Raw genomic sequence first — 23,572 nt, 5'->3', positions numbered from 1 at the left:
TGATATAATGAACGTTCGACAACGAGAATGTGGCTGGAGGAAATGATGTGGAAACAGAAGGACAGTTAAAAAAAGATATTGGGTTATCGGTAGCAATGTCTCTTGTTATTGGTACCGTTATTGGCTCGGGGATATTTATGAAGCCTGGGGTTGTTATTGAATATGCGGGAAGTGCTAATCTCGCGCTTATTGCTTGGCTCTTAGGTGGAGTGATTACAATTGCAGGTGGTCTTACAATTGCAGAAGTTGGAGTGCAAATTCCGAAGACCGGTGGACTGTATGTGTATATGGAAGAAGTTTATGGAAAAGTATGGGGATATCTCTGCGGGTGGATGCAGACGATCATTTATGGACCTGCGATTATTGGAGCGCTCGGACTGTACTTTGGATTGCTGCTGGCGAATCTATTTTACTTATCGGAAGCTTGGTATCTTCCCCTAGGGATTGGGGCTGTTATATTCCTGGCTGTAGTAAACAGCTACGGGACGAAGTATGGCGGCTCGATCCAGACCATCACCACGATTGCCAAATTTGCACCCATTCTGCTTATTGGTGTATTGGGAATCTGGAAAGGCAATGAGCAAGTATTCAGTAGCGGCAGCCCTGTCATGGACCAATTAGGTATGGGCGCAGCTATACTTACGACGTTATTCGCTTATGATGGGTGGATGCTGCTCGGTTTTGTAGCCGGTGAGATGAAAAATCCAGCAAAACATCTGCCAATCGCAATTGTGGGTGGATTAACTGTCGTTACCGTTGTATATATGCTTGTTAATGTTGCGATGCTAAAGGTGCTACCACCAGATGAAATTGTCTTACTTGGCACTGCCTCAGCGGGGAAAGTTGCTGAAATATTAATGGGGGGAGTCGGTGCTAAAATCATTAGCGTGGGCATTCTGATCTCCATATTCGGCTGTCTGAATGGAAAAATACTAACGTTTCCTCGGGTGCCTTTTGCCATGGCGGAACGTCGTCAGCTACCCTTCTCTCATCTAATCAGTAAGGTGCATCCCAAATGGGGAACGCCTGTGGCTGCTATTGTGATGCAGGTGATCTTGGCTGTATTCCTAATGGTTGTGAGTAATCCGGATTATCTGTCCGAGCTTGCGATTTTCGCGATTTACTTGTTCTACATTATGGCTTTTATGGCGGTGTTCATTCTGCGTAAACGACGGGGAAGCTTAAAGCGGGAGTACAGCGTTCCGCTCTATCCTTTCATCCCACTGGCCGCCATTGCAGGTTCCCTGTTTGTTGTAGTGAGTACATTGCTTAAACAACCGATCGATAGTATGTGGGCAATTGGAGTGACCTTAATCGGGCTTCCGGTTTATTATTATTTGAAGAGGAAAGATTCGCGACAAAACTAAAGATCGATGATGAAAGGGACTGGGCTTATGATGCTCGGTCCTTTTTAGTTGAAGTGGAAATAAGATGATTTTACAGATCGTATGTTCGGTTAGATATCAAAAAAATATAGCATTTCATGTGGAATACCCGCTCGCTGGTAATATTCTTGCATACTTTCCTCAGGTACTGGTCTTAAGTCAGCTGTTAACAATGCAACCGCAAAGCGATTGGCTTGCCTCTCTAATTTGCCAGGGCAGAAGTAAGAGTGCTCTTCTAAAAAGAGGCGGCTGATGCCCTTGTGTAGTCGATCGTGTCCTAACTCATGCGCGCATACAAAACGCTGCCATTCTGCGGGCAGGTGGGCATGTATAACGATAAACCGTCTTTTGAGCTTACGGAAATAAAGTCCTTTAGTCGTCTTGCCGAGGTCGGCATATCGGACATGAATTCCTAACGCTTCGGACAATTGAAAGGGGCAGTTGGTATGATGTTTTCTGATTAGCTTGCGGATTAAGGGTTGTACAAGATCATCCATGCCATTTCACCTGCAAAATAGTAGTATGTGATTCATTGATTCCTTCATTGATATGGAGATTATCACTTCTTACCTCGTTTATTCATCTGCTTCGCTTCCCAGAACAATCCCGTCAGTACATCCTTGATCCGCTGCTTGTCTTCCTGATCCAGTGGAATTCCGTCAAACATTAACTCACCGTCATCCTCCAGCATTTTCTTGAAGTCGCGCTTGTCTCTGCTTGTTGCCCATTCAGGAATAGTCATGTCTGCAGTGGATGGTTGAAGGGAATGTTCATCTTCTAAATAACCAGCCTGTTTCATTAATTCCTCATATGATCCATTCAATGCATCGGCAATTTTACGAATCGTTTGCGGTTTAGGGACACCTCTTAAGCCGCTTTCAATACGGGATATCTGTGATCCGCTGATCTCTGCAGCCTGTGCAAGTTGATTCATGCTCCAGCCGCGCTCTTCCCTTAACTGTTTTAAGTACGAACCAAATGATTGCTCCACGTTCCGGCCACTCCTTACCTTAATTCCATATGTAACTTCATATTTTATATATAGTATAAACACGTTAAATGCTTTTGCCAATAGGTATAAGAAAAAGAGGCATTATTGCCAAAAGGCAAGAAAAGCAGAGATATGTACTTGTGGACGATAGTAGATTAGGTATTTTAGCATTTTACGATTCAGACCAAATAGTGGTATATTATTAAAAAACACGAACATATGTACGAGTTTGAAGAAGCTTAAGGTTAGTGCCAAATGGCAAGAAGATGGATTTCTAAATGACATTCAAAGGGGAGAGAATCGGTATGAATCCATTTTTACCGGAACTAGATCGCAGAAAGACCCAATATGCAGTTGAGGCGGTACTTGAGAAGTATCGAATTTATAGAATCATAACTTTTGAAGTAAGAGAGGCAAGCACGACCGCATCGTATACGGAACGGTTCCATGGACCAACGAATGTGACTTCAGATCAGACCGCGAAGGTTGCTGTATATAATGTAGATGTTCCTGCGGAAAGGAAGCAGTACTGTGACATGATTGAGCTGATCGTGGCGCGGCTAAGTGAACGTGAACAGCAGTTGATCAAGGAACGGTACATGAAACAAGATGATGTATTTGATTACAAGGTGTACAACCATATCCTTGAACCACCGGTCAGCAAAGATACCTATACAAAGATCCGCACCCGTGCTTTTTACAAGATGGCCCTGGCATTAGCAGATAGAGGGTTGCTAAAGCTGAATGAGCTTGAAAAAATATCGAAATGTAAGTCCGGATAAAAAGGAGAATGCTTCGTCCACTCAAACCGGGGGACCTTATTACAGGTCTTCCGGTTTTTCGTTGTGTTTAGAAGGTCGGTGCTCACTCTTTCATTTGTAAGGTTGAAGTGATGTTTACAGTTATTGATAGCCGTACATTAAATACGAACATACGATCTTACTTTTTTCATCCACAGATTCGCTAAAAGAACCTTCCTTTTCATCCATATCACCGTCAGCGTATACGTTCTAGGGCTGTAAGATTGTATTATCGGGAATGAAGCAAAAGAGCATACCGAAAGCACACAGTGTATGTTGAACCGGCCATTTGGGCCGGTTTTTTAATGCGGATGAACTCCTTTGAGTCATCCCCGTAACCCGTAAGACAATCATTACAGAAAGGAGGGAGTCGTATTGCGAAAGTTATCTATTCTTGTTAGCCAAGCTTCTTATGATGAGAACATTGAAGCGCTGCGGCAAAAGAAAGCATGAGAAAGGCAGTCAGACAGGGCATTATCGATGTCATTCCAGAGCTGGATGGGCGAGTTTATGATGTGTTTCCACCTGCGGGAATGGATGATTCGTTCGCTGTCATCACACTTGGTGAGGATGTATGGAAATCTTCATGGGCGGGGTATCGGCAGGTGATACGCCTGAAGCTTTATGCAGGAAGTGCGGATTTATCGAAGCTTGATGCATGGGCTGTAAGCCTAATGAAAGGGCTACACCGGAAGCGGGTGATCGGCTTAAAGAATGACGCATACAAGCTTCATTATTTAGGTGTACCGGAAGCGGACAAGTTCGATCCTGTAACAGGCAAAGTGATGCGGATGATACGTTTTGGCATTTATGTGCCGGAGCCATCAGAGGCAAGCTCGCCCGAACAACCGGACGAATGGCTCAGTGTTGTTGCTGGATGGACGAGTAGTCTGCTCGGAAACCCGTGGACTGTATATCATACGGCGTGGCCCGTAGATCGGGATGATTACGCTATGCTATGGCGGCTGACAAGTTGCGAGGCGAAGATGGTTGGAACCTCGATGTACGAAATCCGCAAAAGCTTCACTGGACATATTGCTTCCCCGGTTTCCGAAAGCGATCAACTCACAGCCATAAGGCTTGTGGAGGAGCTTGGAAGCCAGTTGCAGCTGCTTGATTCAGACAATCGCAGATACTTATCGGTACTAGACGCCTCTAGCAATTTACAAGCAGATCCCATTCTTGAGGGTCAGCTTACACTAACGCTCGTACAGCGTAAGATGCGTTCTGTGGAAGAGGCAGCCTTGATTAGGCGTGTTAACATTCATCCTATTTTAAAGTGAGGTGGCCTTTATGGCTGTGAAAAGAACATTGAAGACCGAAGCACGTATCAGCAGTGCTCCACGATATGATCTATCTGAACTGCAGGTTCATGCTAAGGAGCTGTTCGGCGTTCGAGCCGAAGTGCTTGTGGGAGCTATGTATGGAGTAGCCGGAGCGCAGTTTACAGTATCTGAGGTCAAACAAAGAGTCGAACAATTTATGAAAGCGAAGGTGGATTAATCATGGCAGGTGGAACATGGGAAAGCACGAATAAGCCGGTACTTCCGGGATTGTATATGAATTTTAAGGCGGCAGCTGCTTCAGCAATTCAAGGTGGTACCCGCGGCACGGTTATTATCCCTGTTAAAGCAAACTGGGGACCAGTGCGAGAGTTTGTGGAAATTGGAAGCGAGCATGCGATTGGCGAGAAATTCTCTATGGATAGCTTGGATGGAGCCACGGCTTACTCTTCATTATATCTTGCTCTGCTTGGAGGTCCGAAAAAGCTAATCGCTTATCGTTTGGCTGATGCTACGGCAGCTTTGGCCTCCGTCACCCTTCAGAACGCGGAGGATACACCATCTGATGTACTTCAATTGCAGGCCAAATATCCAGGTAGCCGTGGTAATGGTTTCTCGGTTACGGTTCAGCCATCACTGATTGATCCTGCAGTTCGGGAGCTTCGCCTTTATGAAGGAGCCCAACTGCTTGGCACTTATAAAGGTGCTGATGGATCGGCAACTTCCATTGTAGAACAGATTAACAACGATCATGAGAATGTTTGGGTAACGGCTAAGTTGCTTGGCGATGGTAGAGGTACTCTGGCCGATATCAGTGGTGCTGAACTGTCGGGAGGTAAGAGTGGGAACAGTGGTATTACGAATGCAGATTATATTGAAATGCAGGATGCAGTGGAAGGTCAAGAGTTTGATCTGTTAACCCTCGACTATGCGGCTGATATGGCTCTTCTGCAAAGTTATGCCGCTTGGGTGATGCGTCTTCGTAACGAGGGTCGTGGAGTCATGGCTGTATTCGGTGGCAGTGCAGCCGATGACGTATCGAGGCATGCGGCGAATCTAGCTGCAGCCCGCTCACTAGCACTGAACCATGAAGGAATTATCAATGTTGGTACTGGTGTGCGTCTATCTGGTGTGAGCTATAGTTCTGCTCAGACTGCAGCTTATGTAGCTGGACTGATCGCTGGACAGCGGCTAAATCAGTCCGCAACCTATGCGGTGACTCCTTTTGAAGATGTAACTCGCCGCTTTACACGCTCCGAGCAGGAATTAGCTGTGCGTAGCGGTGTGTTCCTGCTCTTTTTCGATGGTCGTCAGGTGAAGGCACTCCGTGGAATTAACACGCTGGTCAATCCAGCGGAAGGACAGAACAACGCATGGAAGAAGATTCGCTCCATTCGAGTAATGGATGCAATCCATGCAGACTTACAGCTAGCAGCAGAGCAGACTTATATCGGAAAGGTGAACAATACCGAAGAGGGTCGACTTGCATTGATCGCAGCCGTGAAGGAGTATCTTGCCCAATTGTCACTGAGTAATGTGATTGAGCCGGATGGCTATGATGTTATTCTTGACCCTGCTTATTATGGAAGTTCGGCTGTCACGCAGCCAGAGCCAGATCAGGTATTCCTGCAATGGAATGTGAAGTTGACCGATGTGATGGAGCAGTTGTTTGGTACTTTTTACGTACAATAATAAATTCGAAATTTCGAGGAGGAACTAGGTATGTTAGATGCTTCAAGAGTCATTATGGGGACGTACGGACAGGTGTTTATTGAGGGAGAATGGCAGACGAATATTAACAAGTTGGAAGCCAGTGTGGAAATGGAGAAGCGGGAGCTAAAGCTAGTTGGCAATGAATGGACCGTGCACAAGACTGGAAGCAAAAAAGGTACGGGTACGATGAGTGGTTACAAGGTGACCTCGGACATGATCTCCCGCGGCTTTACGAAATTCAATATCATTTCAAAGCTGGATGATCCCGAGTCATACGGTCATGAGCGTGTTCAACTGATCAACTGTATGCCGGACAAGATCCAGCTTGCCAACTGGACAGCGGGGGAGGAAGTGCAGGAGGAAACGACCTTTACTTTTGAAGGATACGTGCTGCTGGACCCAATTAAGGCTAATTAAATGGATGATACTGCAAAAATGATTCGTTAGCGTATGGATGTTTCATCTGCACCGAGTGTAACTATACGCGTCATTTGGAGCTGCTATGGATAAATCCCCACGGGTGTGGGGATTTTGCGGCCGACGGATTATGGGTGTGATGAATATATTCGAATACTTTTTTAATGAAAAGGAGACAAAACATGAGCTTGCACGAGAACTTAAGCGAAGAACAAATTCTAGAAAGTCTGTTTGAGGCCGCGGAGAAGCTGCCAGAGGAAACGGTGCGCATTAAGCGTCTGGACATGCAGATCGTTCTGCATGGACTGACTTCGAGCAGGGTAGATAGCATCCGTGAACGCTGCATTGTTCGCCGGACCGTGAAGGGGGCGGTAGATGAGAAAGTAGATACCGAAACGTTTAATGCGCTGCTTATTTCCGAAGCGACGGGCAGCCTATCTGTAAAAGGGCTAGCTCTGAATGGTTGGGGTGATCCGAGGATTACGAGCCGCATGAAAGTGTCGGGCGGGGAGCAGGCTGTTCGCCGCATGCTTCTAGCTGGAGAGCTGGATGCGGTTGGCGATAAGGTGCTGGAGCTGTCCGGATTTGGGGTTGAAATTACGGACCTAAAAAACTGATCAGCTCCGGGGGAATGACAACGATGCTATATCATCTGTGGGTACGGCATCACCTTCGTCCCGGAGATTTTTGGCGTTTACCTCGGGGTGAACGTCTATTGCTGCTTGCTTTTTCCGAGATGGAAATGGACAGTGCAGTCGATCAGCACTAAATGAACAAGGGAGGTGAATCTAAATGGCTGAAGCGATAAATTATCGCATGAATCTTGTCATTGATCCGAAAAATGTGATCAAGGCAAATCGTGAGCTGCGGGCGATGGAGCGATATTTTGAACGAATTCAGGGACGTGTGCTCAAGATCGGAAGGACCCGTATGGCTCCTGAAATTGTATTGAAGGACAGCGCTTCGAAAGGACTGGACAGCCTGCTTGCTAAAATCAACAAAGTGAAATCCGAAGTCATTCAGGCATCTGCCAATGTGAACTTGAATGTAAAGGTGAAGCAGACAGGTGGACAGAAGGAATTTTCCCCCATGACAAAGGCTCTGCAAGTGAATAACAAAACGATAAACAAGATGACATTGTCGATCGGGAAAGTCGGCGCGCCTGGTGGAGCTAAGGAAGAGAAATCGAAAAGTATATGGGACAAAATTAAAGACGGGTTCGGCGTTGCAAAATCCATCGGCGGTGGGGTCAAGAGTGCTGCGGAGATACCGGAGAAGATCAAGGCGCTTGGTGATGCTTGGAAGGGCAAAGAGCAAGAGAAATGTTGTTGTTCCAATGGTATTATGGCCCGAAGAAAACCGAGCGGAACGTCTAAAGGTTCGAAGAAGGGAGGAAATCCTGGCGGTAAAGGGGGAAAGTTCGTAACAAGTGATGATTCCAGAACTCCTTCGAGGATTGAGACAAGAGGCAGGAAGAGAGGAAGACTTCGAAAAACCGCAGGTGCAGCAGGGGCCTTACTTGAAACCATTGGCTCGGCTGGTGGAGATCTGATTGGGGGATTTCAAGGTTTAGGCAAGCTTTTTGGTAAGAAAAAGGGCAGTAGTGGCATCGTGTCTAGTGCTTCCAAGAGTATGACAATTAGTGGGGGCATCATGTCCAGTTCTTCCAAGAGTATGACGAATGGTAATGGTATAGCGGCGAGCGCTACCAAGAGCATGGCTAAAAGTGGTGGAAATCTGATTTCAAACGCAGTTAAAGGCTTCGGCAAAAGAATGCTAGGGCCGTTGGGGTTTGCAGCCGATGTCGCATCCATTGCAACGGCAGCACCGGGAAAAGAGCGCTCTCAAGCGATCGGCTCAGCAGTCGGTGGAGGTGCAGGAGCGGCGATCGGAGGCTTCATTGGATCCATTATTCCAGGGGCAGGAACCTTGGTTGGTTCTGCTTTGGGAGGAACCGCAGGCAGTTGGCTCGGAGAGAAAGCCGGTGGACTTATCTCGGATGCAAGCAACAAAATCCAAGAGAGTGCCTCGAAGGTTACGGACTGGTTCTCCAGTAAGTTTTCTTTTGGCAAAAAGAAGAACAAGGCGGAAGACATTGCGAACAAGCCGGCCGCTATTACGCCAAGAAACGTTGTATCTTCTACTAATGCAACTGGATTATCGCATTCTTACAGCGCGTCTAGCGGATCTTTTGCGGTGCCCCCTAACGCATTCGGCCCACCCCCGGCATTAACTTCAGGTCCACGAATACAGGCAGCGAGTAATCCGGTGAATGCAGGAGGGAAATTGTCTTCACAGGTTGTGCAGATCAGTCCAGAGCAGATGACTTCCTTAACTGGGTTGCTTCGAGACTTTAAACAGGAGAATACTACGAACTATAATCTTCCCCCAGGAGCGGTTCAAGTCACGGTTCGTGAAGAGCATCCAGTGGATGTAGAAGGACTGATTATGCAGGTTGGACAGCGACTTCGAGCCGAGCTTACTAAAGCCGCGCAGAATCGTAAGCCGGGACCGATGGCGTATTAGATAGGGAGTATTCAGTAGTGTCGGTTAACAGTGACTATTTAATAGAAAGGAGTGAGGTCGCTGTGAAGTTTATTTTGCGAAATGGGAAGGGAGAAAAATTCCTGTTCCCGGTCAATCCTGAGGAGATCACCATCTCCCGGCAAAAAGGATATGATACAGCTACGATTCTAAACTTTGGGGAATTCGATTTTCCGCAAGGAAACCGGATTAAGGAGTTTTCATTCTCTTCTTTTTTTCCAAAAGAATTTGACAAGTCCTTCTGTAAGGGAGATATGAAGAGCTTCCTTAAACCGCAGATTGCCATGAATAAGCTGAACGAGTTTCTTGTGCTTAAGACACCATTGCGCTTTATTATTACCGAAACGGCCGTGAATGTGCCGGTGTTCGTATCCTCTCATCAATCGACGTTTCGGGGCGGGGAGCGAGGAGATGTGTATTTTGACATCACGCTTCGATCCTGGAGTGAAATGAAGGTAGCCAAAATAGCTGGTAGCGGAGCTGCGGGTGCGTCTGCAACGAATAAGCAGCAGAGAGAAGATATGAAGGAAAAGCTCAAGACGTATATTGTAAAGCCGGGAGACTCGCTCTCCAAAATCGCCAAGCTGGAGCTAGGAGACAGTTCAAAATGGAATCAGATTTACAAGCTGAACCAGAAGGCCATCGGTAATAATCCCAATGCGATCAAGCCAGGGCAAAAGCTGGTGCTGTCATGAGTTATAAGGTGATTTTGCAGGATAAATATGATTTGTCGCCACTTGTTGAGAACATCCATCTCAGGGATTCATTGGAGCAAGTCGCTTATCAGGGGACGGTTAATCTTATCGTGACGCCGGATATGCCGCAGATATCACCGGGCATGTCCATTCGGATTAGCGGCATTCCTTATGGCAAGAAGGAGTACGCTTCGATCTTGCATCCAGCTGTGGTCTGGGAAGTGGAGACTTCGAATAACGGCGTAAAGCGGATGACTCTGACGCTGTATGACCGCACGATTTATCTGGATAAATCGGAGGATGAGTATTTATTCCCGGCGAAGCAGACGGCAACGCAGCGGTTCAAGAAGTATGCAGCTGATTGGGAGCTAAAGATTGCTGTTTTGCCAGATACGGAGAAAAAGTTAGGCCGGTCGGTATACAGAACACAATCGATCTATGCCAGTATGTTCGCTGATCTGCGGGAGACAGCTAAAGCCGGAGGAAAGCTGTATCATCCCCGGATGATCTCCTCTGGACTTGAGCTTTATGAGCTTGGGACGAATAAGGATGCGTATATCCTCGAATCGATCACGGATACGACACAGACCCGTACGCTCGAGGGAGCAGCGACCAAGGTTAAGGTGCTTGCCACATCAGCTAGCGAGACGGGCAAAGAGGTTCCATCCAAGGTGATGGCCATTGAAAAGAAGGACATTGCAAAATATGGCCTGCTTCAGGCCATCATTCAAGATGATGAGGTGAAATCGACTGCGGCTGCAAGCGAGTTAGCCAAAAGCAAGCTTCGAGGCATTCAGGAGACGATCTCCTTGAATGCACCGGACATTAACACGGTTCGAGCTGGCGATGCGGTTTTGCTGGGTTCCATGAAGTTACTTGTCATTTCAGTTAGTCATGAGCTTGGCAATCCCGGGAGCATGGCGCTGGAGCTAGGAACCTACGACGATGTGAAAAGGAGGTTTTATCTTGAATAAGGACCCCTATGGACAATTGGCATCCTCTTTATATGCTTCATTTCATAAGCAGACACGTCAAGCCATTGGTGGTGTGGGCGCGGTTCTGGGTACGATCACCTCAACAGGTCTGAAGCTGGATGATTTCAAGCATGAGCTGCAGGATTATATGGTCGCTGAGATACCCGGGCTGCTGACGTTACCGAGGCGCCTGATGAAAGGAAGTGCGAGCTGGGATGGGAAGCAGGTTGAAATGTCTTTGGATCTTGAAGAAACGGAAGTAGAGAATATGTGCCTTGAACTGGGAGCAGGCTTAAAGCCAGGCGATCGGGTGCTGGCTGTTCGAGTGAACAGTGGCAATGACGTTGTGGTGGTATGTAAGGTGGTGAACAGCCATGGCTAGTCTGTTTCCTGAAACGGACGATATGGTCTGGAGTGAGGTGTCAGAGACAGAGATGTTTGCAGGAGACGGGGCGGTTTTTGGACGGAGCTGGCGTTTTGATTATGAAGCTGGTGAGTTTGTGATGTCCCCGACCCGAAAAATTGCGGTTGTAGATGAGAAGGAAGCGTGGGTCATCTGGTGTGAAAAAGCCATCCGCACGCCACGTTATCATCACCTGATTTATTCCCGTGATTATGGCAGTGAACTCTCCGAGCTGATTGGTGAAATGAATGACCGTGCCTTACAAGAAAGTGAGATTCAGCGTATGGTGACGGAGACGCTGCTGGCAGATGCGCGAACGGAAAGTGTGAGTCAATTTCTGTTCACTTGGGAAGGGGAAGCTTGCCGCTTCAGCTGCCAGATTACGAGCGTCCGGGACGAGACGGAGATTATAGAAAGTGTGGTGATTTAGTTGGCAAATCTTCCTTTATATCTGCAGGATCAGACGGAAGAGAACATCATGAACCGAATGCTGAATAAAGTTCCTTCCGACATCGACAAGTCGGAGGGTTCTTTTATGTGGGATGCGCAGGCGCCGGTAGCGTTCATGTTATCTGAGGCCGCTATCTGGGCACAGGAATTACTTCGACGCGGATTTGCAAGCACAGCAGCGAGTGATATCCCAGATATTCGTTCTGCCGAGCTTGATCTGAGGGTCGCAGAGCATGGTTTAGCAAGACGTGAAGCCGTTGCTTCGTCCGGAAGTGCCTTGTTTACAGGGAAACCCGGCACCGTTGTACCCGCAGGGACAAATGTAGCTACGCCCGCGGATGAGGGGTCCGGTGAGTCCTCTGTAGAGTATGTAACCACATTGGGTGTCACGCTAAGTGAGCAGGGCAGTGGCATTGCGCCGATTCGAGCCGTTACTCCTGGGAAGAACGGTAATGTGCCCGCAGGTGTTATTCAGCTTATGATGACATCGGTCAGTGGCATAATGTCTGTGACGAACCCGGAACCGACACGGAGCGGGAGTGATACCGAGACAGATCAGTCACTCTTGGAGCGTTTTTACGCAAAGGTTCGCAGCCAAGGAACCAGTGGGAATAAATCACAGTACATGCAGTGGGCTAGCGATATAGCGGGTGTTGGTGGTGTCGAGGTTGCTCCGCTCTGGCAAGGACCTGGTACGGTAGGGTTATATCTGCTAGATACGGACAAGCGTGCGGCAAGCCCAGATATTGTGGAAGCGGTTCAGCAGCACATTGATCCATCTCAGGATGGACAAGGAGAAGGTGCCGCTCCGGCAGGGCCGGTGGTCACCGTCATGCCTGCAGAGGAGGTGGGGATTAACATCTCCGTTAAAGTGCAGCGTACACTGGAGCAACCCTCAACGATTGAGGAAATTAGGGAGTTAATTGAGGAAGGTGTCCGCACGTACTTGAAGCAGATTGCGTTCAACCGAAAAGATCCCTTGGTCCGGTATACGCGGATTGCTGCTGTGCTGCTGGATATCCCGATTATTGTGGACTACGCCGATTTAACGATTAACGGCAGCACGGAGCAGCACAATATTGAGATTGGCTCCGGTCAGGTAGCGGTGCTAGGGAAGGTGAGCGTAAGTGAATAATACGAGGATGAACAGCTTGCGTGGTCGCGAGCTGTTTTCTTATCTTCCGGCCTATTACGAGACCTCCCGGGTGATGCAGTCGGATATGGATGCGAAGGGAAGCGAGCTTGATGCCTTTTACGATGCGCTGAATTCAGCCGCCGATCAGTTCTTTGTTCGCATAGCTACATGGGGACTGGACCGCTGGGAAGCTGAGCTGGGTATTCCAACAGACCGATCCAAGCCGATCGAGCAGCGGCGTGCGGTGCTGGAGTCGAAACTACGGGGAGCAGGGACGTTTAGCGGGCGGCTGGTGAAGAATGTTGCGGAAGCATATGACGGGGGAGCGGTTGAGGTTTCTTTTCAACCTGAACAATGGAGCTTTACGGTCAAGTTCATAGATACCCTTGGCATTCCGACAAATCTGGAAGATTTGAAGGCAGCGATTGAGGAGATCAAGCCCGCGCATCTTGCTGTAGAGTACGAGTTTAATTATTTGCTGATACGCGATATTCATGACGTGCTGACACTACATGAGATGGAAGAAACGCCATTAAACAAATTTGCAGGAGGTGTTTAAGTTGTCTAGTAATACACCGAATTTAGGACTGTTGAAGAAAGATCCGATGGTGGATGGGAATGAGACTTTTAATATTAAGACGATGCTGAATGACAACTGGGATAAGATTGATGAGGCAGTGGGTAATGTGCAGGTGGATATCCCAGATGCTAGTACTACTCAAAAGGGGATAGTGCAGCTGTCTAATGCGATAGATGGGACCCGGGAGAATGTGGCTGCTACGGAGAGGGCTGCAAATGCAATAAGGAATTCAGTTGATACGTTTAAGGCTGAATATAACGCTAATAGTACTACGGTTAATAATGCGCTAGCATTAAGAGCTCCAATTGCTAACCCGACATTTACCGGAGTAGCTAGAGTAGATAGTTATCCAATTGTTACATCTGGGAATATATCCAATTATGTAACTCCACCTACGAATTATGATGGGAATTTGGATGATTTGACGGTATATGTGAATTCTTCGACTGGAAGTGATTCTAATAATGGATTATCAGCAAATACTGCAAAGAAAACGATTAGCTCTGCAATAAGTCTATTACCGAAGGTATCACCGAGAAATCGTAATTTAAGTATATTAGGTAGTTTTAATGAAGTTATTAACTTTTTGGACTTTGTAGGAGGTTCTATATCAATTTATTGTCCTCTTATCGGTACAGACATTGGGAAGGTTAGGGGAATAAGATTTGAAAACTGTACGTTAAGCGAAATCAGACTTTATAACATTACTATCGGAGACTATGATTCTAATAACCCTCTGTATATCTATCCACTGATGTTTAAACAATGTTCAGGTTATCTTGAAGCAAAGCGAATATTTATTGAAACTAAAGTTACCGGTATTATATCGGGAGTAAGTATAGAATACTGCTCTGGTTTTGCTGAACTTAATGATATTAAAATAAGCGCGACGGGTTCAACTTTATCCGGAACGGCTTTTGAAATAAAAGGAGTTCCTTCTTTATTATATCGATGTACATGCAATTCCAACTTTTTTTACGGTGTATCCTCGACCTCTACAACGCTTTATGTACAGGATATATCCGGTATAGCTGCTAAAACTCAGAAATGGACAAGTCAAGCAGGTCAAATATTAATAGCAACTTAGAAGGGAGTAAATAAAATGGATGCTATATTATTTTTTAAAGAAAGTAAGACCATATTTAATATAATAAAGAATGTTATTTACATTAAAGGTGGAGACATAAAGGGTTCAGACGAAGAGGTAGGTGGAATTAACATTGATATTATTGATTTTATTGTAACCGATATCGATACATCGGAATTAATATATGGAGATAAGGTTCCTGAAGGTATAGTTGATTATTCTTATCTTTACAAAAGGAGAACTTCGGAAGAGCTTGAAGCAGCCGTCAATTTGACTCAAGTTGCCGTAGACGAATTATTAGTTGGTAACGGGAAAATTGCAGATTATCTTGCAGCACGGATTATAGAAGAGGCTCAAAAATATGAGTTTGTGATTTTACAGCGTCCTGATCTAAAAGTAGATATTGATGATTACTTAATTTCTAACGGAAGAGAGGATTTAATTATTTCAGAATAATTATTGTAATATTTATAAGTGTAGATTTTTGAAGCCTTCGACTCCTTCGAGGGCTTCTTTATATTCATGGAAATTTATTGTCTTTTAAAAAAGGAGGAACAATCATGTATGAGCACATCGGTCAGTTGTTTAAGATGGTTCTGGCGGGCGCGGGGGCCGTGACCGGATATTTCTGGGGCGGCTGGTCGCTGCTGCTTCATTTATTGTTATGGTTTGTCATTATCGACTGGCTGACGGGATGGGCGGCTGCATGGATGAACGGCGAGCTCAAGAGCCGGATTGGCTACATCGGCATCGCCAGAAAGATAACGATCTTTCTCATTATCGCCATCACCCACCTCGTAGACCGCGTACTCGGCGAAATGAACTATTTTCAGAATACAGTGATCTTCTTCTATCTAGCTAATGAGCTCCTATCTATTATTGAGAACGTCGGGCGAATGGGGGTTCCAATTCCGCAATCGCTACGTAATGTGGTAAGAGTCTTCCAATCTAAATCTGAGGAAGAGAACGAAACTGCTAGAAAGGAGGAGAAGAAGGATGAAGCCTCTTGAATTTATAGGGAAGCTTTCGCCCGTGGCTGTAGAGGACATGCGTCGCTATGGCGTTCCAGCCTCACTGACGATTGCCCAAGCGATTCTGGAATCGGGCTGGGGAGAGAGCAGTCTCACGAAGCAAGCCAACAACTTGTTCGGCATCAAAGGTACAGGCCCAGCGGGCAGCGTGACGATGCCTACTACAGAGTATAGAGGACAAGACCGATACACTGTGAACGCGCAGTTCCGCAAGTATAACGCTTGGAATGAATCGGTAGAAGACCATACACGACTCATTCTGAATGGAACCAAGGATCAACCAGCACGCTACCATGGCGTACTAGGGGCTGATTACAAAACAGCTGCTACCGCGATATGGAAGGGTGGGTATGCAACCGACCCGAAATATCCGCAGAAGCTTATTTCAATAATAGAGACATACGGACTTCAGCAATACGATCTACAAGGACAAGTGAAGGAGGAGGATGTGGTGAAAATAGAAGAGCTTTCTAACCAGATCAACAAACTGCAAGATCAGGTGCGTCAGTTAGCTGAGAACCAAACGGCTCAATCGCAGACGATAGCGAAGCAGGAGACACAGATCAACCAGCTGCAGACGATTTTGAAATCATTGCAGACACTTCATAATCAGACCACGCTTCCGAGCTGGGCAGACCCTGCGATACAAGCTGCCATCAAATCCGGTGTCATTCAGGATACGCAAGGCAGTTATGATTTCTATCGGATGATGACGGTTCTTTATCGCCTTGGCTTACTGAAGTCCATTAAATGAAGTTAATTAATTCCATCTAAAAGTTCGTGTTTTTGTTTCCATGCTGCCATGACATATAATAGATGAAACAATATGGAACAACGAAACAAGAAACAGATAAACAGGAGATGGAGCAGCATGGAAACTAACAAATTGAAGGAGCTAAGAGAACATCGGCAATACCCGGAGAAGACCAAGGTGGATGCATCCCGAGCTGCATATGAGCGGGATTATTCTCGTCTGATTCATTCCCCCACATTCCGTCGTTTACAAGGAAAATCCCAAGTATTCGGTGCGGGAACAGGGGATTATTACCGTACACGCTTGACGCACTCTCTGGAGGTTGCACAGATTGCCCGGGAGGCAGCTCGAAGCTTGGCTCGTACTTATCCAGAGGTGCTTCCGGAAGCGGCACAGAATGCAGGACTTATCATTGATTCGGAAGTGGTGGAGTGCGCGGCGATTGCTCATGATTTCGGACATCCTCCGTTCGGCCATAAGGGAGAGGAAGTGCTGCAAGGCATTCTGAAGCGGGTGATTGATCGCAAGACAGAAGAGGAACTGATTAACCTGCCAGGAATGCCGACACCGGATCAAGCGATGTTCATTCAGCAGACCTTGCGCCGGAAATATGAACATTTTGAAGGAAATGCGCATAACTTCCGCTTAATCATGTTCTTGGAGAAAAGAGAAGACGTGAACGGCCTCAATCTCTCAGATGCAGTTCTGCTCGGTATTAACAAATATCCTTTCTCTGGTCTGGATAATCCCAAGGGAATGTACCGTCACGAATGGGAGTACATCTCTCAGATTCGTAAAGAGTGGGGAATTCCGGATACGAAAAGGACTCTCGAAGCACAGCTCATGGATCTCTGCGATGACATCGCGTATTCTGCACATGATCTGGAGGACGGGATTAAGGCTGGTAAGATTGAGGTGCACGAGCATTTTCTGCGCGACAGTCATCTGAACAAGCTAATCGTAGAGAAGATTATGACCTTGGAGGACGAGGTCTGGAAAGGCTGGACAAAAGAACAGATCGAGCCTAAGGTGGTGCAGGTGTTGGATTATTTCCTCCGCATCTGGAATGAGAAAATGCCGGTCTGTGAGAATGATTATTCTCGTACAAGACGAGAGGTTAAAGCCTACTGGGTTAGCCTGTTTGTGAGCAGCTTGGGTGTTATTTCTGACGGTGATTGGAAGAAAGTCACCTTTGTCAAAGATGGAGTAGAAGATGAGGATATGCTGCGTACGGTAAGTGTGCTGAAGAGTTTTGCCTGGGTGACAATGATCCGGGACCTACGAGTGCAGCGCCTGCAAAAACGCAGTGAATGGGTCATTAAGCGTCTATGGGATGCTTTTAACGATCCTATCGCTTCGAAAGCAATTATTCCGTCCGACTGGCTGAACAGGTACGAAGCGGACCAGAAGCGGGAGCATCCGATCTGGACGTGGGAGCACATGGTGATCGATTATATTGCGGGAATGACCGATGCTTTTGCTGAGAAGATTTACAACGAATTGTATGGATTGAAAGTCGGATCAATCTATGATTTGGACTAAGACCAAGGCTTCAAGGAGGAAGGTGTTCACCTTATGAGTCGTATATCACTAAGTGTGCTGGATCTCATCCCGCGTATGGGTGACGCCTCCTTTGAGGAAGCACTAGGACAAGCGGTCAACCTGGCTGTTTATGCGGAAAAATGGGGCTACGCACGCTACTGGGCAGCGGAGCACCATGATATGGACAATCTTTCTTGCGCATCGCCCGAGGTTCTGCTGTCGCATATTGGTGCCCGAACGGACACCATTCGCCTCGGCTCCGGTGCCGTGCTCCTTCCGCATTATAGTCCGCTCAAGGTGGCAGAAAATTTCCGTATGCTGGCTGCGCTATATCCAGGGCGGATTGACCTTGGTGTCGGCCGTGCACCCGGGGGATCAGCACATACATCGATGGCGCTAAGTGGCAATTTTCTTGCTAATGTTGCTGATATGCCCGATCGTGTACAAGCCCTCAAGGCATTGCTGAACGATTCCTATACTTATGAAGAGGTACCCGTTACAGCGAAGCCAGTTCCCCGAATACCTCCTGAGCTGTGGATGCTTGGTACCAATGTGAAGAGTGCCGCTATGGCTGCGGAGTTCGGAACGGGGTATGTATTCGGTCAGTTCATGAGTGACACGAATGGGGCTGACGTGTTGTCTGCCTACCGAGACGCTTTCCAGCCTTCTGATGTACTTGCAAATCCGAAAATGATGGTGGCTGTTGGCGTCATTTGCGCAGCAACCCATGAGGAAGCTCAGCGGTTGCTCCTCTCAGCTGAGCTTCCAGGACCGCCGCAGGAGCGGGGAGAATCCACTCCTTCTGCAAGTGAAGAGCCTACTCGAATGATCTGCGGAACACCCGAACAAGTCAGCGAGCGCTTGCTTCGGATGGCAGAACAATATGAATGTGAGGCGTTTTTAATTTTTACACCTCCAGTAGGAAGCTATGAAGAACGGCTGAACTCCTACCGTTTGCTGGCGGAAGCCGTAGCTCAGATGTAACGATCCTATGCGTGACTCAGTTAGAGTTATAGTTGTAGCGATGGAACCACAAATCTATCCCGAAGGAAAGAAATGATGCATATCATGACCCATTTATCCGATTCCCTCCTGCAGCAGACGGAGGAGAATCCTAGCAAGTATATTTATACCTTCGCTTGTCATGAATCCGAGAAGGAATTGTGCTTACTAGAACTTACAGAGCTATTCGGTCTTAGACAAGGACTTGACCAAGGACAAGTTCCAGCCGAAGGTACATTTTGGCTTGAAGTAGAGAGTCTCATTGATCCAGACCGCAGCCCGTTTATTTCCGCTAGACTGGATGTCATGCTAACGGGGACAACCATGGATCAGATCGCAGAACAAGCTAGTAGAATCAAGCTTGAGGGTTCGACCTTTAAGGTATCTTGCTTGAAGGCAGGGGACTCGTTCTCTTATGAGGAAATGCGGAGCTTTGAACGATTGGTAGGAGGAAGCATTCAGGGGACAGCTGAGATGAAGGCACCCGATATTACGTTTGGCCTGATATCCATTGATGGCCGCTGGATGCTCGGTCGGCTGGTATTGCCAGAGCGTAAATGGCTCAACCATAAGCAAAAGCCGCAAAACTACTCCACGGGGCTAAGCTCCCGGGTCGCACGAGCGCTTGTGAATATAGCGGTTCCTAATGCAGATCCTACAAATCTTAATCATCCAACGATACATCTACTTGATCCATGCTGTGGTATGGGGAACGTATTGATCGAGGCTCTGTCCATGGGTCTTCATGTAAAGGGCTGCGACATTAACCCACTTGCGATTCGGGGAGCTAGAGTGAATCTGAAGCATTACGGTTATGACGATAGCGTTGTGAAGATTGCCGATATGAACGAATTGGATGGCGGGTACGAAGCAGCGGTTCTGGATCTCCCGTATAACGTCTGCTCGGTCTTTCCTGAAGAGGAGAAACGGCGTATGCTAAACAGTCTCAGAAGACTCACAAGGCGTGCGGTTATTGTAAGCACGGAGCCGCTAGAAGCGTTGCTTCCTGATACGGGCTGGCGAGTCCTTGACCGGATAACAACGAGAAAAGGCACTTTTGTCCGAGAAGTATGGCTGTGTGAATAGTGTTCATCAAAAAAAAGGAGCCATCCCTAGAATTCACTCTTAGGGGGATGGCTCCTTTGTGGTGTAATGATGTGAATCAGTACGATTTCTCATAGTCGATTACATTGCGTGGTAATGGTTTACCCTGCCTATAGGCCTCCAAATTCTCGATAAATATATCAATGACACGATCGGTATAGTGTACGGTGTCACCTGCCGTGTGCGGTGTCATGATGACATTCTCCATCTCCCACAGCGGATGATCACTTGGTAGAGGCTCTTGTTCATACACATCGAGACCAGCTCCAACGAGTTTACCCGATTCTAAAGCATCTAACAACGCATCCGTATCGACACTCGGCCCCCGTCCCATGTTCACGAAGAACGCTCCGTCTTTCATCGCTTCGAAACGTCCAGCATTATACAGACCCTTCGTTTCATCTGTCAGCGGCAAAATGTTAATAATAAAATCGCCCTCAGCTAAGGCTTGGTCTAGATCATCCACTTTATACATGACATCGATATTCGGGTCGGGCTTTCCAGATCTTCGCACACCCACGGTTCTCATACCGAAGGCTTTGGCGACTTTTGCTGTGTTGCTTCCAATCTGCCCTACACCAACAATCACGGTGGTTTTACCGGCTAGTTCATGGAATGTACCTGATTTATCCCAGTTCTTCTTCGTTTGCTGCCGAATGGCATGATGCAGATTACGGGTATAAGCAAGAAGCATAGAGAAAATTTGCTCCGTGATTGGAATGCTGTGAACACCGCTGGCGTTAGTCAGCACAATATCTTTGGCTTGTAGTTCATGTAGTGGCATCTTGTCTACACCCGCAGACCAGACTTGAATCCAGCGGACTCGGCTATCTCCACCAAGTGCTTCTTCCCTGACAGCACTGGACCATCCAAGCACAATATCCGCCTTTGCCACGGTACCGGAAGGCAGTTCCTTATACTTCCCGTTTATGAATTCATAGTCGGGAGCAGCATCTCTTATTTTTTGCTTCTGTTCGTTCGTTAGTTCGTGCAGAGCTACAATAGTGGGCATGGGAACAAACCTCCTGTGGTTGTATGATCATATTGAAAAAAGTACCAGTCTTTCACAAACCATCTTACCAGAATTACACCGTATGCGCATGTTCAGAAACGAGAAGAAATAGTTGATTCTTACGATAAAAAATGATTTAAACCTCACAAATATCAATTTAAAAAAAGTGCAACAAAGTAAATGTTCATGCGGAAAGCATAATCATAGTGGTTAGTCAATGTCATTTTCTTGCATTCACATTTCTCGATTTTATTGGTATCATGTTAAACTCAGTGGGGTATTTGTAAGACTGTAGGCATGAAATCCACTTCGAAAATGAAAGAAGGTTATATCATGAATGCTGCCGAAACGGAACCGGTTATGCGTTTATTCATAGCCATACCTTTGCCGGAAGTTGTGTCAGAGAACATTAACAATTGGACACAGGAACTTAAGAAGCACATGTCATTTCGAAAATGGGTACACCCGCAGGATTATCATATTACAGTCCAATTTCTGGGAGATGTACAAGCCGGAAGTGTGGAGTCCGTCTTGTCTTCGCTTCAAACGGTAGCTGCTGAGCAGCAGCCGATCGAATTAAGTCTTCAAGGCGCCGGAATATTCGGCCTTTCTTCCGCACCTCGCATTTTATGGGCAGGCATTGCAGGTGAGAGGGAGAAGCTTGATAAACTGCAACAACGCGTAATAACGGGTATGGCCCCCTTAGGTTTTAGAGCAGAGGACAGGCCTTACAACCCGCATATTACCGTAGCTAGAAAGTTTACAGGTGGCAGCATACGAACGGATTTGTTAAGCACCGGGCCAGAGCCGCGAATCTTTACAGCAGATCGATTGGTGTTGTTCCGTACGAATATGCATTCCAGCCCTATGTACGAGGTTTTAGGAGAAATAAAGTTCGAAGGTTGAGTCTCTTTTTTGAATTCAAAGGACTTCTAAGTTTTCATCTCCTGAATTTCTGGTTACATAGTGAGGGAATGTGCCGACATATAGGAGGAAGATTATGAATAGCAAAATTTTACGACAAAATCGCTGGGTTGCTCTGCTTGTTGGAGTGCTTTTTGTGAGTTTGTCTTTAATAAGTCTGCTGGGAATGCAGACCAATGCAAGCGAAGGGGAGAAGGAGCAGCCACATTCTCACAAGGATGCATCCGCCCTTATTCCTGAAGCTGAACCTAATACAGCAGGGCGAATCTCTGTAGATAAAAATGATAGGGTATTACCAGCTCTTATACCTTCAAAAGAATTCCAGTATTGGAAACCGGAGGAAGATGTTATTTTGTCCTTTTCGGAGTCAGGGCTGAAGGGAAATCATTTCGCCATTGACACCGCAAATCGAACTTCTAAGAGTAAGTCCAAGGCTGCGGCTGAGTCAGAGCCTGCAAACCAGACCAAGCCCAAGAAACAAGAGGGGACAAAAGTCGTAAAATCAAAGGCCAAGAGCCAACAACCCCCCGCTAAATTATACTTCACGAGAACAAAGACATTAACTCAGGACGAAAAAGAAAAAGCGACCTGGGAATACGCTTTGTCGGCTGAAGAACTGCTTCTACTCCAAAAGATTGTAATGGCAGAAGCAGAGGGCGAACCGTACGAAGGCAAAGTGGCAGTTGCCAATGTTGTCTTAAACCGGCTGCGGTCAGCCAATTTTCCCGATACCATTAGAAAAGTAATATATCAAAAATATCAATTTAGTCCGGTAGCCAATGGGCGTATGGATCGTGTTACACCTAGCAAGGAGACGATAAAGGCTGTTACTGCTGCGCTTAATGGTCATAAAGCAGTTAGTGATGACACTTATTTCTTCCTGTCTTTAAAGCTGGCTGAAGACCTGACTGTACATCATTCCAGAACATTTTCGAAGAAGATAGGGAACCATTCTTTTTACAAGTAGACCTGAATTTGGGTAAACTATAATCAGGAGGTGTTTTCGATCTATGAAAATTACGTATTACGGCCATTCATGTACGTTAGTGGAGGAAAATGGAATTCGCATCATTATCGATCCGTTTCTATCAGGCAATACCAATTCAGGGATCTCACCAGAAGACATTCAGGTGGATGCGGTTATTCTTACCCATGGGCATGCTGATCATTTTGGGGACACCATTCAGATTGCTAAGCAGAATGATTGTCCTGTCATTGCTGTATACGAGCTGGCAGTTTACTGTGCTAACCAGGGCGTAAAATCTCAGGGAATGAATATTGGTGGTCGTTTTTCCTTTGATGGATTCAACGTGAAATTCACACAAGCATTCCATTCCTCATCGATCTCCGTTGGAGATACGTGGATTTATGCGGGTCAGCCCGCAGGTATTCTACTGACCATAGGTGACAAAACGTTCTACCATGCAGGAGACACAAGTCTGTTCGGTGATATGCGCCTGATTGGTGAGATGAATACGATCGATTGTGCCGCGCTCCCTATTGGGGATATGCTAACCATGGGGCCGGATGATGCATTGCTTGCCGCGCAGTGGATCCGTACGAAGAGGGTGATACCCGTACATTATGATACTTTCCCGGACATTGCGCAGGATTCTTCATTATTCTGCGACCGGTTGAGACAGACGGGTGTGGAGGGTTACCCACTGAAGCCTGGTGAGAGCATTGAAATTTAATCTCTTCTATATAATAGAAACGAAATACTAGATATGTATTAGAATAGAAAAG

The 23,572-nt window shown here is 46.7% G+C and carries 28 protein-coding genes; 25 read left to right on the top strand and 3 right to left on the bottom strand.

All coding sequences use genetic code 11. From position 1 onward, the window contains the following. Positions 1 to 47: 47 nt before the first annotated feature. On the top strand, positions 48 to 1,367 hold the full coding sequence (locus tag ACK8P5_RS21140) for an APC family permease (protein ID WP_422658212.1): 1,320 nt from the start codon (positions 48 to 50) through the stop codon (positions 1,365 to 1,367). Positions 1,368 to 1,456: 89 nt separating this feature from the next. Here the strand turns inward: ACK8P5_RS21140 and ACK8P5_RS21135 are convergent, their stop codons facing one another. Continuing rightward, positions 1,457 to 1,882 (bottom strand): ImmA/IrrE family metallo-endopeptidase, encoded by a 426-nt coding sequence (locus ACK8P5_RS21135; RefSeq protein ID WP_422658211.1) that lies wholly within the window; start codon positions 1,880 to 1,882, stop codon positions 1,457 to 1,459. 62 nt (positions 1,883 to 1,944) lie between these two features. Next, positions 1,945 to 2,376 carry a helix-turn-helix domain-containing protein gene (locus ACK8P5_RS21130; protein ID WP_422658210.1) on the bottom strand — a complete coding sequence of 144 codons (432 nt, stop codon included), beginning with the start codon at positions 2,374 to 2,376 and terminating at the stop codon, positions 1,945 to 1,947. 305 nt (positions 2,377 to 2,681) lie between these two features. On the opposite strand from ACK8P5_RS21130, the gene ACK8P5_RS21125 reads away from it, so the two are divergent. The 21 genes from ACK8P5_RS21125 to ACK8P5_RS21025 all read left to right on the top strand — a co-directional run bounded on the left by ACK8P5_RS21125 (position 2,682) and on the right by ACK8P5_RS21025 (position 19,872). Then, positions 2,682 to 3,158, top strand: a complete 477-nt coding sequence (locus ACK8P5_RS21125) for an ArpU family phage packaging/lysis transcriptional regulator (protein ID WP_422658209.1) — start codon at positions 2,682 to 2,684, stop codon at positions 3,156 to 3,158. Positions 3,159 to 3,625: 467 nt separating this feature from the next. Next, complete coding sequence (locus ACK8P5_RS21120; RefSeq protein WP_422658208.1) at positions 3,626 to 4,459, top strand: hypothetical protein; 834 nt, start codon at positions 3,626 to 3,628, stop codon at positions 4,457 to 4,459. Positions 4,460 to 4,469: 10 nt separating this feature from the next. Beyond that, the gene (locus ACK8P5_RS21115; RefSeq protein ID WP_422658207.1) at positions 4,470 to 4,679 is read left to right on the top strand and encodes a hypothetical protein; all 210 of its coding nucleotides are present in this window, start codon (positions 4,470 to 4,472) and stop codon (positions 4,677 to 4,679) included. A 2-nt stretch (positions 4,680 to 4,681) separates the two neighbouring features. After that, entirely contained in the window at positions 4,682 to 6,151 is a 1,470-nt protein-coding gene (locus ACK8P5_RS21110) for a phage tail sheath family protein (protein ID WP_422658206.1), read from the top strand. A 30-nt stretch (positions 6,152 to 6,181) separates the two neighbouring features. Continuing rightward, positions 6,182 to 6,589, top strand: coding sequence for a phage tail tube protein (locus tag ACK8P5_RS21105; RefSeq protein WP_422658205.1), 408 nt, complete (start codon positions 6,182 to 6,184; stop codon positions 6,587 to 6,589). Between the two features lie 182 nt (positions 6,590 to 6,771). Next, complete coding sequence (locus tag ACK8P5_RS21100) at positions 6,772 to 7,206, top strand: phage tail assembly chaperone (protein ID WP_422658204.1); 435 nt, start codon at positions 6,772 to 6,774, stop codon at positions 7,204 to 7,206. A gap of 23 nt (positions 7,207 to 7,229) precedes the next feature. Beyond that, on the top strand, positions 7,230 to 7,358 hold the full coding sequence (locus ACK8P5_RS21095; RefSeq protein ID WP_422658203.1) for a hypothetical protein: 129 nt from the start codon (positions 7,230 to 7,232) through the stop codon (positions 7,356 to 7,358). Between the two features lie 23 nt (positions 7,359 to 7,381). Continuing rightward, entirely contained in the window at positions 7,382 to 9,115 is a 1,734-nt protein-coding gene (locus tag ACK8P5_RS21090; protein ID WP_422658202.1) for a hypothetical protein, read from the top strand. Positions 9,116 to 9,177: 62 nt separating this feature from the next. Further along, a complete protein-coding gene (locus ACK8P5_RS21085; protein WP_422658201.1) occupies positions 9,178 to 9,828 on the top strand; it encodes a LysM peptidoglycan-binding domain-containing protein in 651 nt (216 codons plus the stop codon). After that, positions 9,825 to 10,802, top strand: a complete 978-nt coding sequence (locus ACK8P5_RS21080) for an XkdQ/YqbQ family protein (protein ID WP_422658200.1) — start codon at positions 9,825 to 9,827, stop codon at positions 10,800 to 10,802. The genes ACK8P5_RS21085 and ACK8P5_RS21080 overlap by 4 nt, the downstream gene beginning before the upstream one ends. Beyond that, complete coding sequence (locus tag ACK8P5_RS21075) at positions 10,795 to 11,184, top strand: hypothetical protein (RefSeq protein ID WP_422658199.1); 390 nt, start codon at positions 10,795 to 10,797, stop codon at positions 11,182 to 11,184. Before ACK8P5_RS21080 ends, ACK8P5_RS21075 begins: the two co-directional genes overlap by 8 nt. Next, the gene (locus ACK8P5_RS21070; RefSeq protein WP_422658198.1) at positions 11,177 to 11,635 is read left to right on the top strand and encodes a DUF2634 domain-containing protein; all 459 of its coding nucleotides are present in this window, start codon (positions 11,177 to 11,179) and stop codon (positions 11,633 to 11,635) included. Before ACK8P5_RS21075 ends, ACK8P5_RS21070 begins: the two co-directional genes overlap by 8 nt. After that, entirely contained in the window at positions 11,636 to 12,790 is a 1,155-nt protein-coding gene (locus ACK8P5_RS21065; protein ID WP_422658197.1) for a baseplate J/gp47 family protein, read from the top strand. Continuing rightward, a complete protein-coding gene (locus ACK8P5_RS21060) occupies positions 12,783 to 13,349 on the top strand; it encodes a YmfQ family protein (RefSeq protein ID WP_422658196.1) in 567 nt (188 codons plus the stop codon). Before ACK8P5_RS21065 ends, ACK8P5_RS21060 begins: the two co-directional genes overlap by 8 nt. A 1-nt stretch (position 13,350) precedes the next feature. Further along, positions 13,351 to 14,457, top strand: a complete 1,107-nt coding sequence (locus ACK8P5_RS21055; protein WP_422658195.1) for a phage tail protein — start codon at positions 13,351 to 13,353, stop codon at positions 14,455 to 14,457. A 15-nt stretch (positions 14,458 to 14,472) separates the two neighbouring features. Next, positions 14,473 to 14,913 carry a hypothetical protein gene (locus ACK8P5_RS21050; protein ID WP_422658194.1) on the top strand — a complete coding sequence of 147 codons (441 nt, stop codon included), beginning with the start codon at positions 14,473 to 14,475 and terminating at the stop codon, positions 14,911 to 14,913. Between the two features lie 104 nt (positions 14,914 to 15,017). Further along, entirely contained in the window at positions 15,018 to 15,467 is a 450-nt protein-coding gene (locus ACK8P5_RS21045; protein WP_422658193.1) for a phage holin family protein, read from the top strand. Then, complete coding sequence (locus tag ACK8P5_RS21040) at positions 15,454 to 16,242, top strand: glucosaminidase domain-containing protein (RefSeq protein WP_422658192.1); 789 nt, start codon at positions 15,454 to 15,456, stop codon at positions 16,240 to 16,242. The genes ACK8P5_RS21045 and ACK8P5_RS21040 overlap by 14 nt, the downstream gene beginning before the upstream one ends. A gap of 117 nt (positions 16,243 to 16,359) precedes the next feature. Continuing rightward, on the top strand, positions 16,360 to 17,784 hold the full coding sequence (locus ACK8P5_RS21035) for a deoxyguanosinetriphosphate triphosphohydrolase family protein (RefSeq protein ID WP_422658191.1): 1,425 nt from the start codon (positions 16,360 to 16,362) through the stop codon (positions 17,782 to 17,784). A gap of 33 nt (positions 17,785 to 17,817) precedes the next feature. Continuing rightward, positions 17,818 to 18,768 (top strand): LLM class flavin-dependent oxidoreductase, encoded by a 951-nt coding sequence (locus ACK8P5_RS21030; protein WP_422658190.1) that lies wholly within the window; start codon positions 17,818 to 17,820, stop codon positions 18,766 to 18,768. Positions 18,769 to 18,852: 84 nt separating this feature from the next. Continuing rightward, complete coding sequence (locus ACK8P5_RS21025; RefSeq protein ID WP_422658189.1) at positions 18,853 to 19,872, top strand: TRM11 family SAM-dependent methyltransferase; 1,020 nt, start codon at positions 18,853 to 18,855, stop codon at positions 19,870 to 19,872. 76 nt (positions 19,873 to 19,948) lie between these two features. Here ACK8P5_RS21025 and ACK8P5_RS21020 read toward each other — a convergent pair whose 3' ends face one another. Then, on the bottom strand, positions 19,949 to 20,902 hold the full coding sequence (locus tag ACK8P5_RS21020; protein ID WP_422658188.1) for a D-2-hydroxyacid dehydrogenase: 954 nt from the start codon (positions 20,900 to 20,902) through the stop codon (positions 19,949 to 19,951). A gap of 297 nt (positions 20,903 to 21,199) precedes the next feature. On the opposite strand from ACK8P5_RS21020, the gene thpR reads away from it, so the two are divergent. The 3 genes from thpR (at position 21,200) to ACK8P5_RS21005 (ending at position 23,520) form a co-directional block, all read left to right on the top strand. Further along, a complete protein-coding gene (gene thpR / locus ACK8P5_RS21015; RefSeq protein ID WP_422658187.1) occupies positions 21,200 to 21,808 on the top strand; it encodes an RNA 2',3'-cyclic phosphodiesterase in 609 nt (202 codons plus the stop codon). 94 nt (positions 21,809 to 21,902) lie between these two features. Beyond that, positions 21,903 to 22,793: a cell wall hydrolase gene (locus ACK8P5_RS21010; protein WP_422658186.1), complete on the top strand. Its 891-nt coding sequence runs from the start codon at positions 21,903 to 21,905 to the stop codon at positions 22,791 to 22,793. 43 nt (positions 22,794 to 22,836) lie between these two features. Next, positions 22,837 to 23,520, top strand: a complete 684-nt coding sequence (locus ACK8P5_RS21005; protein WP_422658185.1) for a metal-dependent hydrolase — start codon at positions 22,837 to 22,839, stop codon at positions 23,518 to 23,520. Positions 23,521 to 23,572 lie beyond the last annotated feature (52 nt).

It is taken from the genome of Paenibacillus sp. EC2-1, assembly GCF_049311625.1.
GTDB lineage: Bacteria > Bacillota > Bacilli > Paenibacillales > Paenibacillaceae > Paenibacillus_AQ.
This window is presented reverse-complemented; position numbering and strand designations above follow the sequence as displayed.

Bases quoted from the DNA above. Each gene is read 5' to 3' on its own strand.
- ACK8P5_RS21135 (WP_422658211.1), bottom strand. From the start codon at position 1,882: ATGGATGATCTTGTACAACCCTTAATCCGCAAGCTAATCAGAAAACAT.
- ACK8P5_RS21125 (WP_422658209.1), top strand. From the start codon at position 2,682: ATGAATCCATTTTTACCGGAACTAGATCGCAGAAAGACCCAATATGCA.
- ACK8P5_RS21120 (WP_422658208.1), top strand. From the start codon at position 3,626: ATGAGAAAGGCAGTCAGACAGGGCATTATCGATGTCATTCCAGAGCTG.
- ACK8P5_RS21115 (WP_422658207.1), top strand. From the start codon at position 4,470: ATGGCTGTGAAAAGAACATTGAAGACCGAAGCACGTATCAGCAGTGCT.
- ACK8P5_RS21110 (WP_422658206.1), top strand. From the start codon at position 4,682: ATGGCAGGTGGAACATGGGAAAGCACGAATAAGCCGGTACTTCCGGGA.
- ACK8P5_RS21105 (WP_422658205.1), top strand. From the start codon at position 6,182: ATGTTAGATGCTTCAAGAGTCATTATGGGGACGTACGGACAGGTGTTT.
- ACK8P5_RS21100 (WP_422658204.1), top strand. From the start codon at position 6,772: ATGAGCTTGCACGAGAACTTAAGCGAAGAACAAATTCTAGAAAGTCTG.
- ACK8P5_RS21095 (WP_422658203.1), top strand. From the start codon at position 7,230: ATGCTATATCATCTGTGGGTACGGCATCACCTTCGTCCCGGAGATTTT.
- ACK8P5_RS21090 (WP_422658202.1), top strand. From the start codon at position 7,382: ATGGCTGAAGCGATAAATTATCGCATGAATCTTGTCATTGATCCGAAA.
- ACK8P5_RS21080 (WP_422658200.1), top strand. From the start codon at position 9,825: ATGAGTTATAAGGTGATTTTGCAGGATAAATATGATTTGTCGCCACTT.
- ACK8P5_RS21070 (WP_422658198.1), top strand. From the start codon at position 11,177: ATGGCTAGTCTGTTTCCTGAAACGGACGATATGGTCTGGAGTGAGGTG.
- ACK8P5_RS21050 (WP_422658194.1), top strand. From the start codon at position 14,473: ATGGATGCTATATTATTTTTTAAAGAAAGTAAGACCATATTTAATATA.
- ACK8P5_RS21045 (WP_422658193.1), top strand. From the start codon at position 15,018: ATGTATGAGCACATCGGTCAGTTGTTTAAGATGGTTCTGGCGGGCGCG.
- ACK8P5_RS21040 (WP_422658192.1), top strand. From the start codon at position 15,454: ATGAAGCCTCTTGAATTTATAGGGAAGCTTTCGCCCGTGGCTGTAGAG.
- ACK8P5_RS21035 (WP_422658191.1), top strand. From the start codon at position 16,360: ATGGAAACTAACAAATTGAAGGAGCTAAGAGAACATCGGCAATACCCG.
- ACK8P5_RS21030 (WP_422658190.1), top strand. From the start codon at position 17,818: ATGAGTCGTATATCACTAAGTGTGCTGGATCTCATCCCGCGTATGGGT.
- ACK8P5_RS21025 (WP_422658189.1), top strand. From the start codon at position 18,853: ATGACCCATTTATCCGATTCCCTCCTGCAGCAGACGGAGGAGAATCCT.
- ACK8P5_RS21020 (WP_422658188.1), bottom strand. From the start codon at position 20,902: ATGCCCACTATTGTAGCTCTGCACGAACTAACGAACGAACAGAAGCAA.
- thpR (WP_422658187.1), top strand. From the start codon at position 21,200: ATGAAATCCACTTCGAAAATGAAAGAAGGTTATATCATGAATGCTGCC.
- ACK8P5_RS21010 (WP_422658186.1), top strand. From the start codon at position 21,903: ATGAATAGCAAAATTTTACGACAAAATCGCTGGGTTGCTCTGCTTGTT.
- ACK8P5_RS21005 (WP_422658185.1), top strand. From the start codon at position 22,837: ATGAAAATTACGTATTACGGCCATTCATGTACGTTAGTGGAGGAAAAT.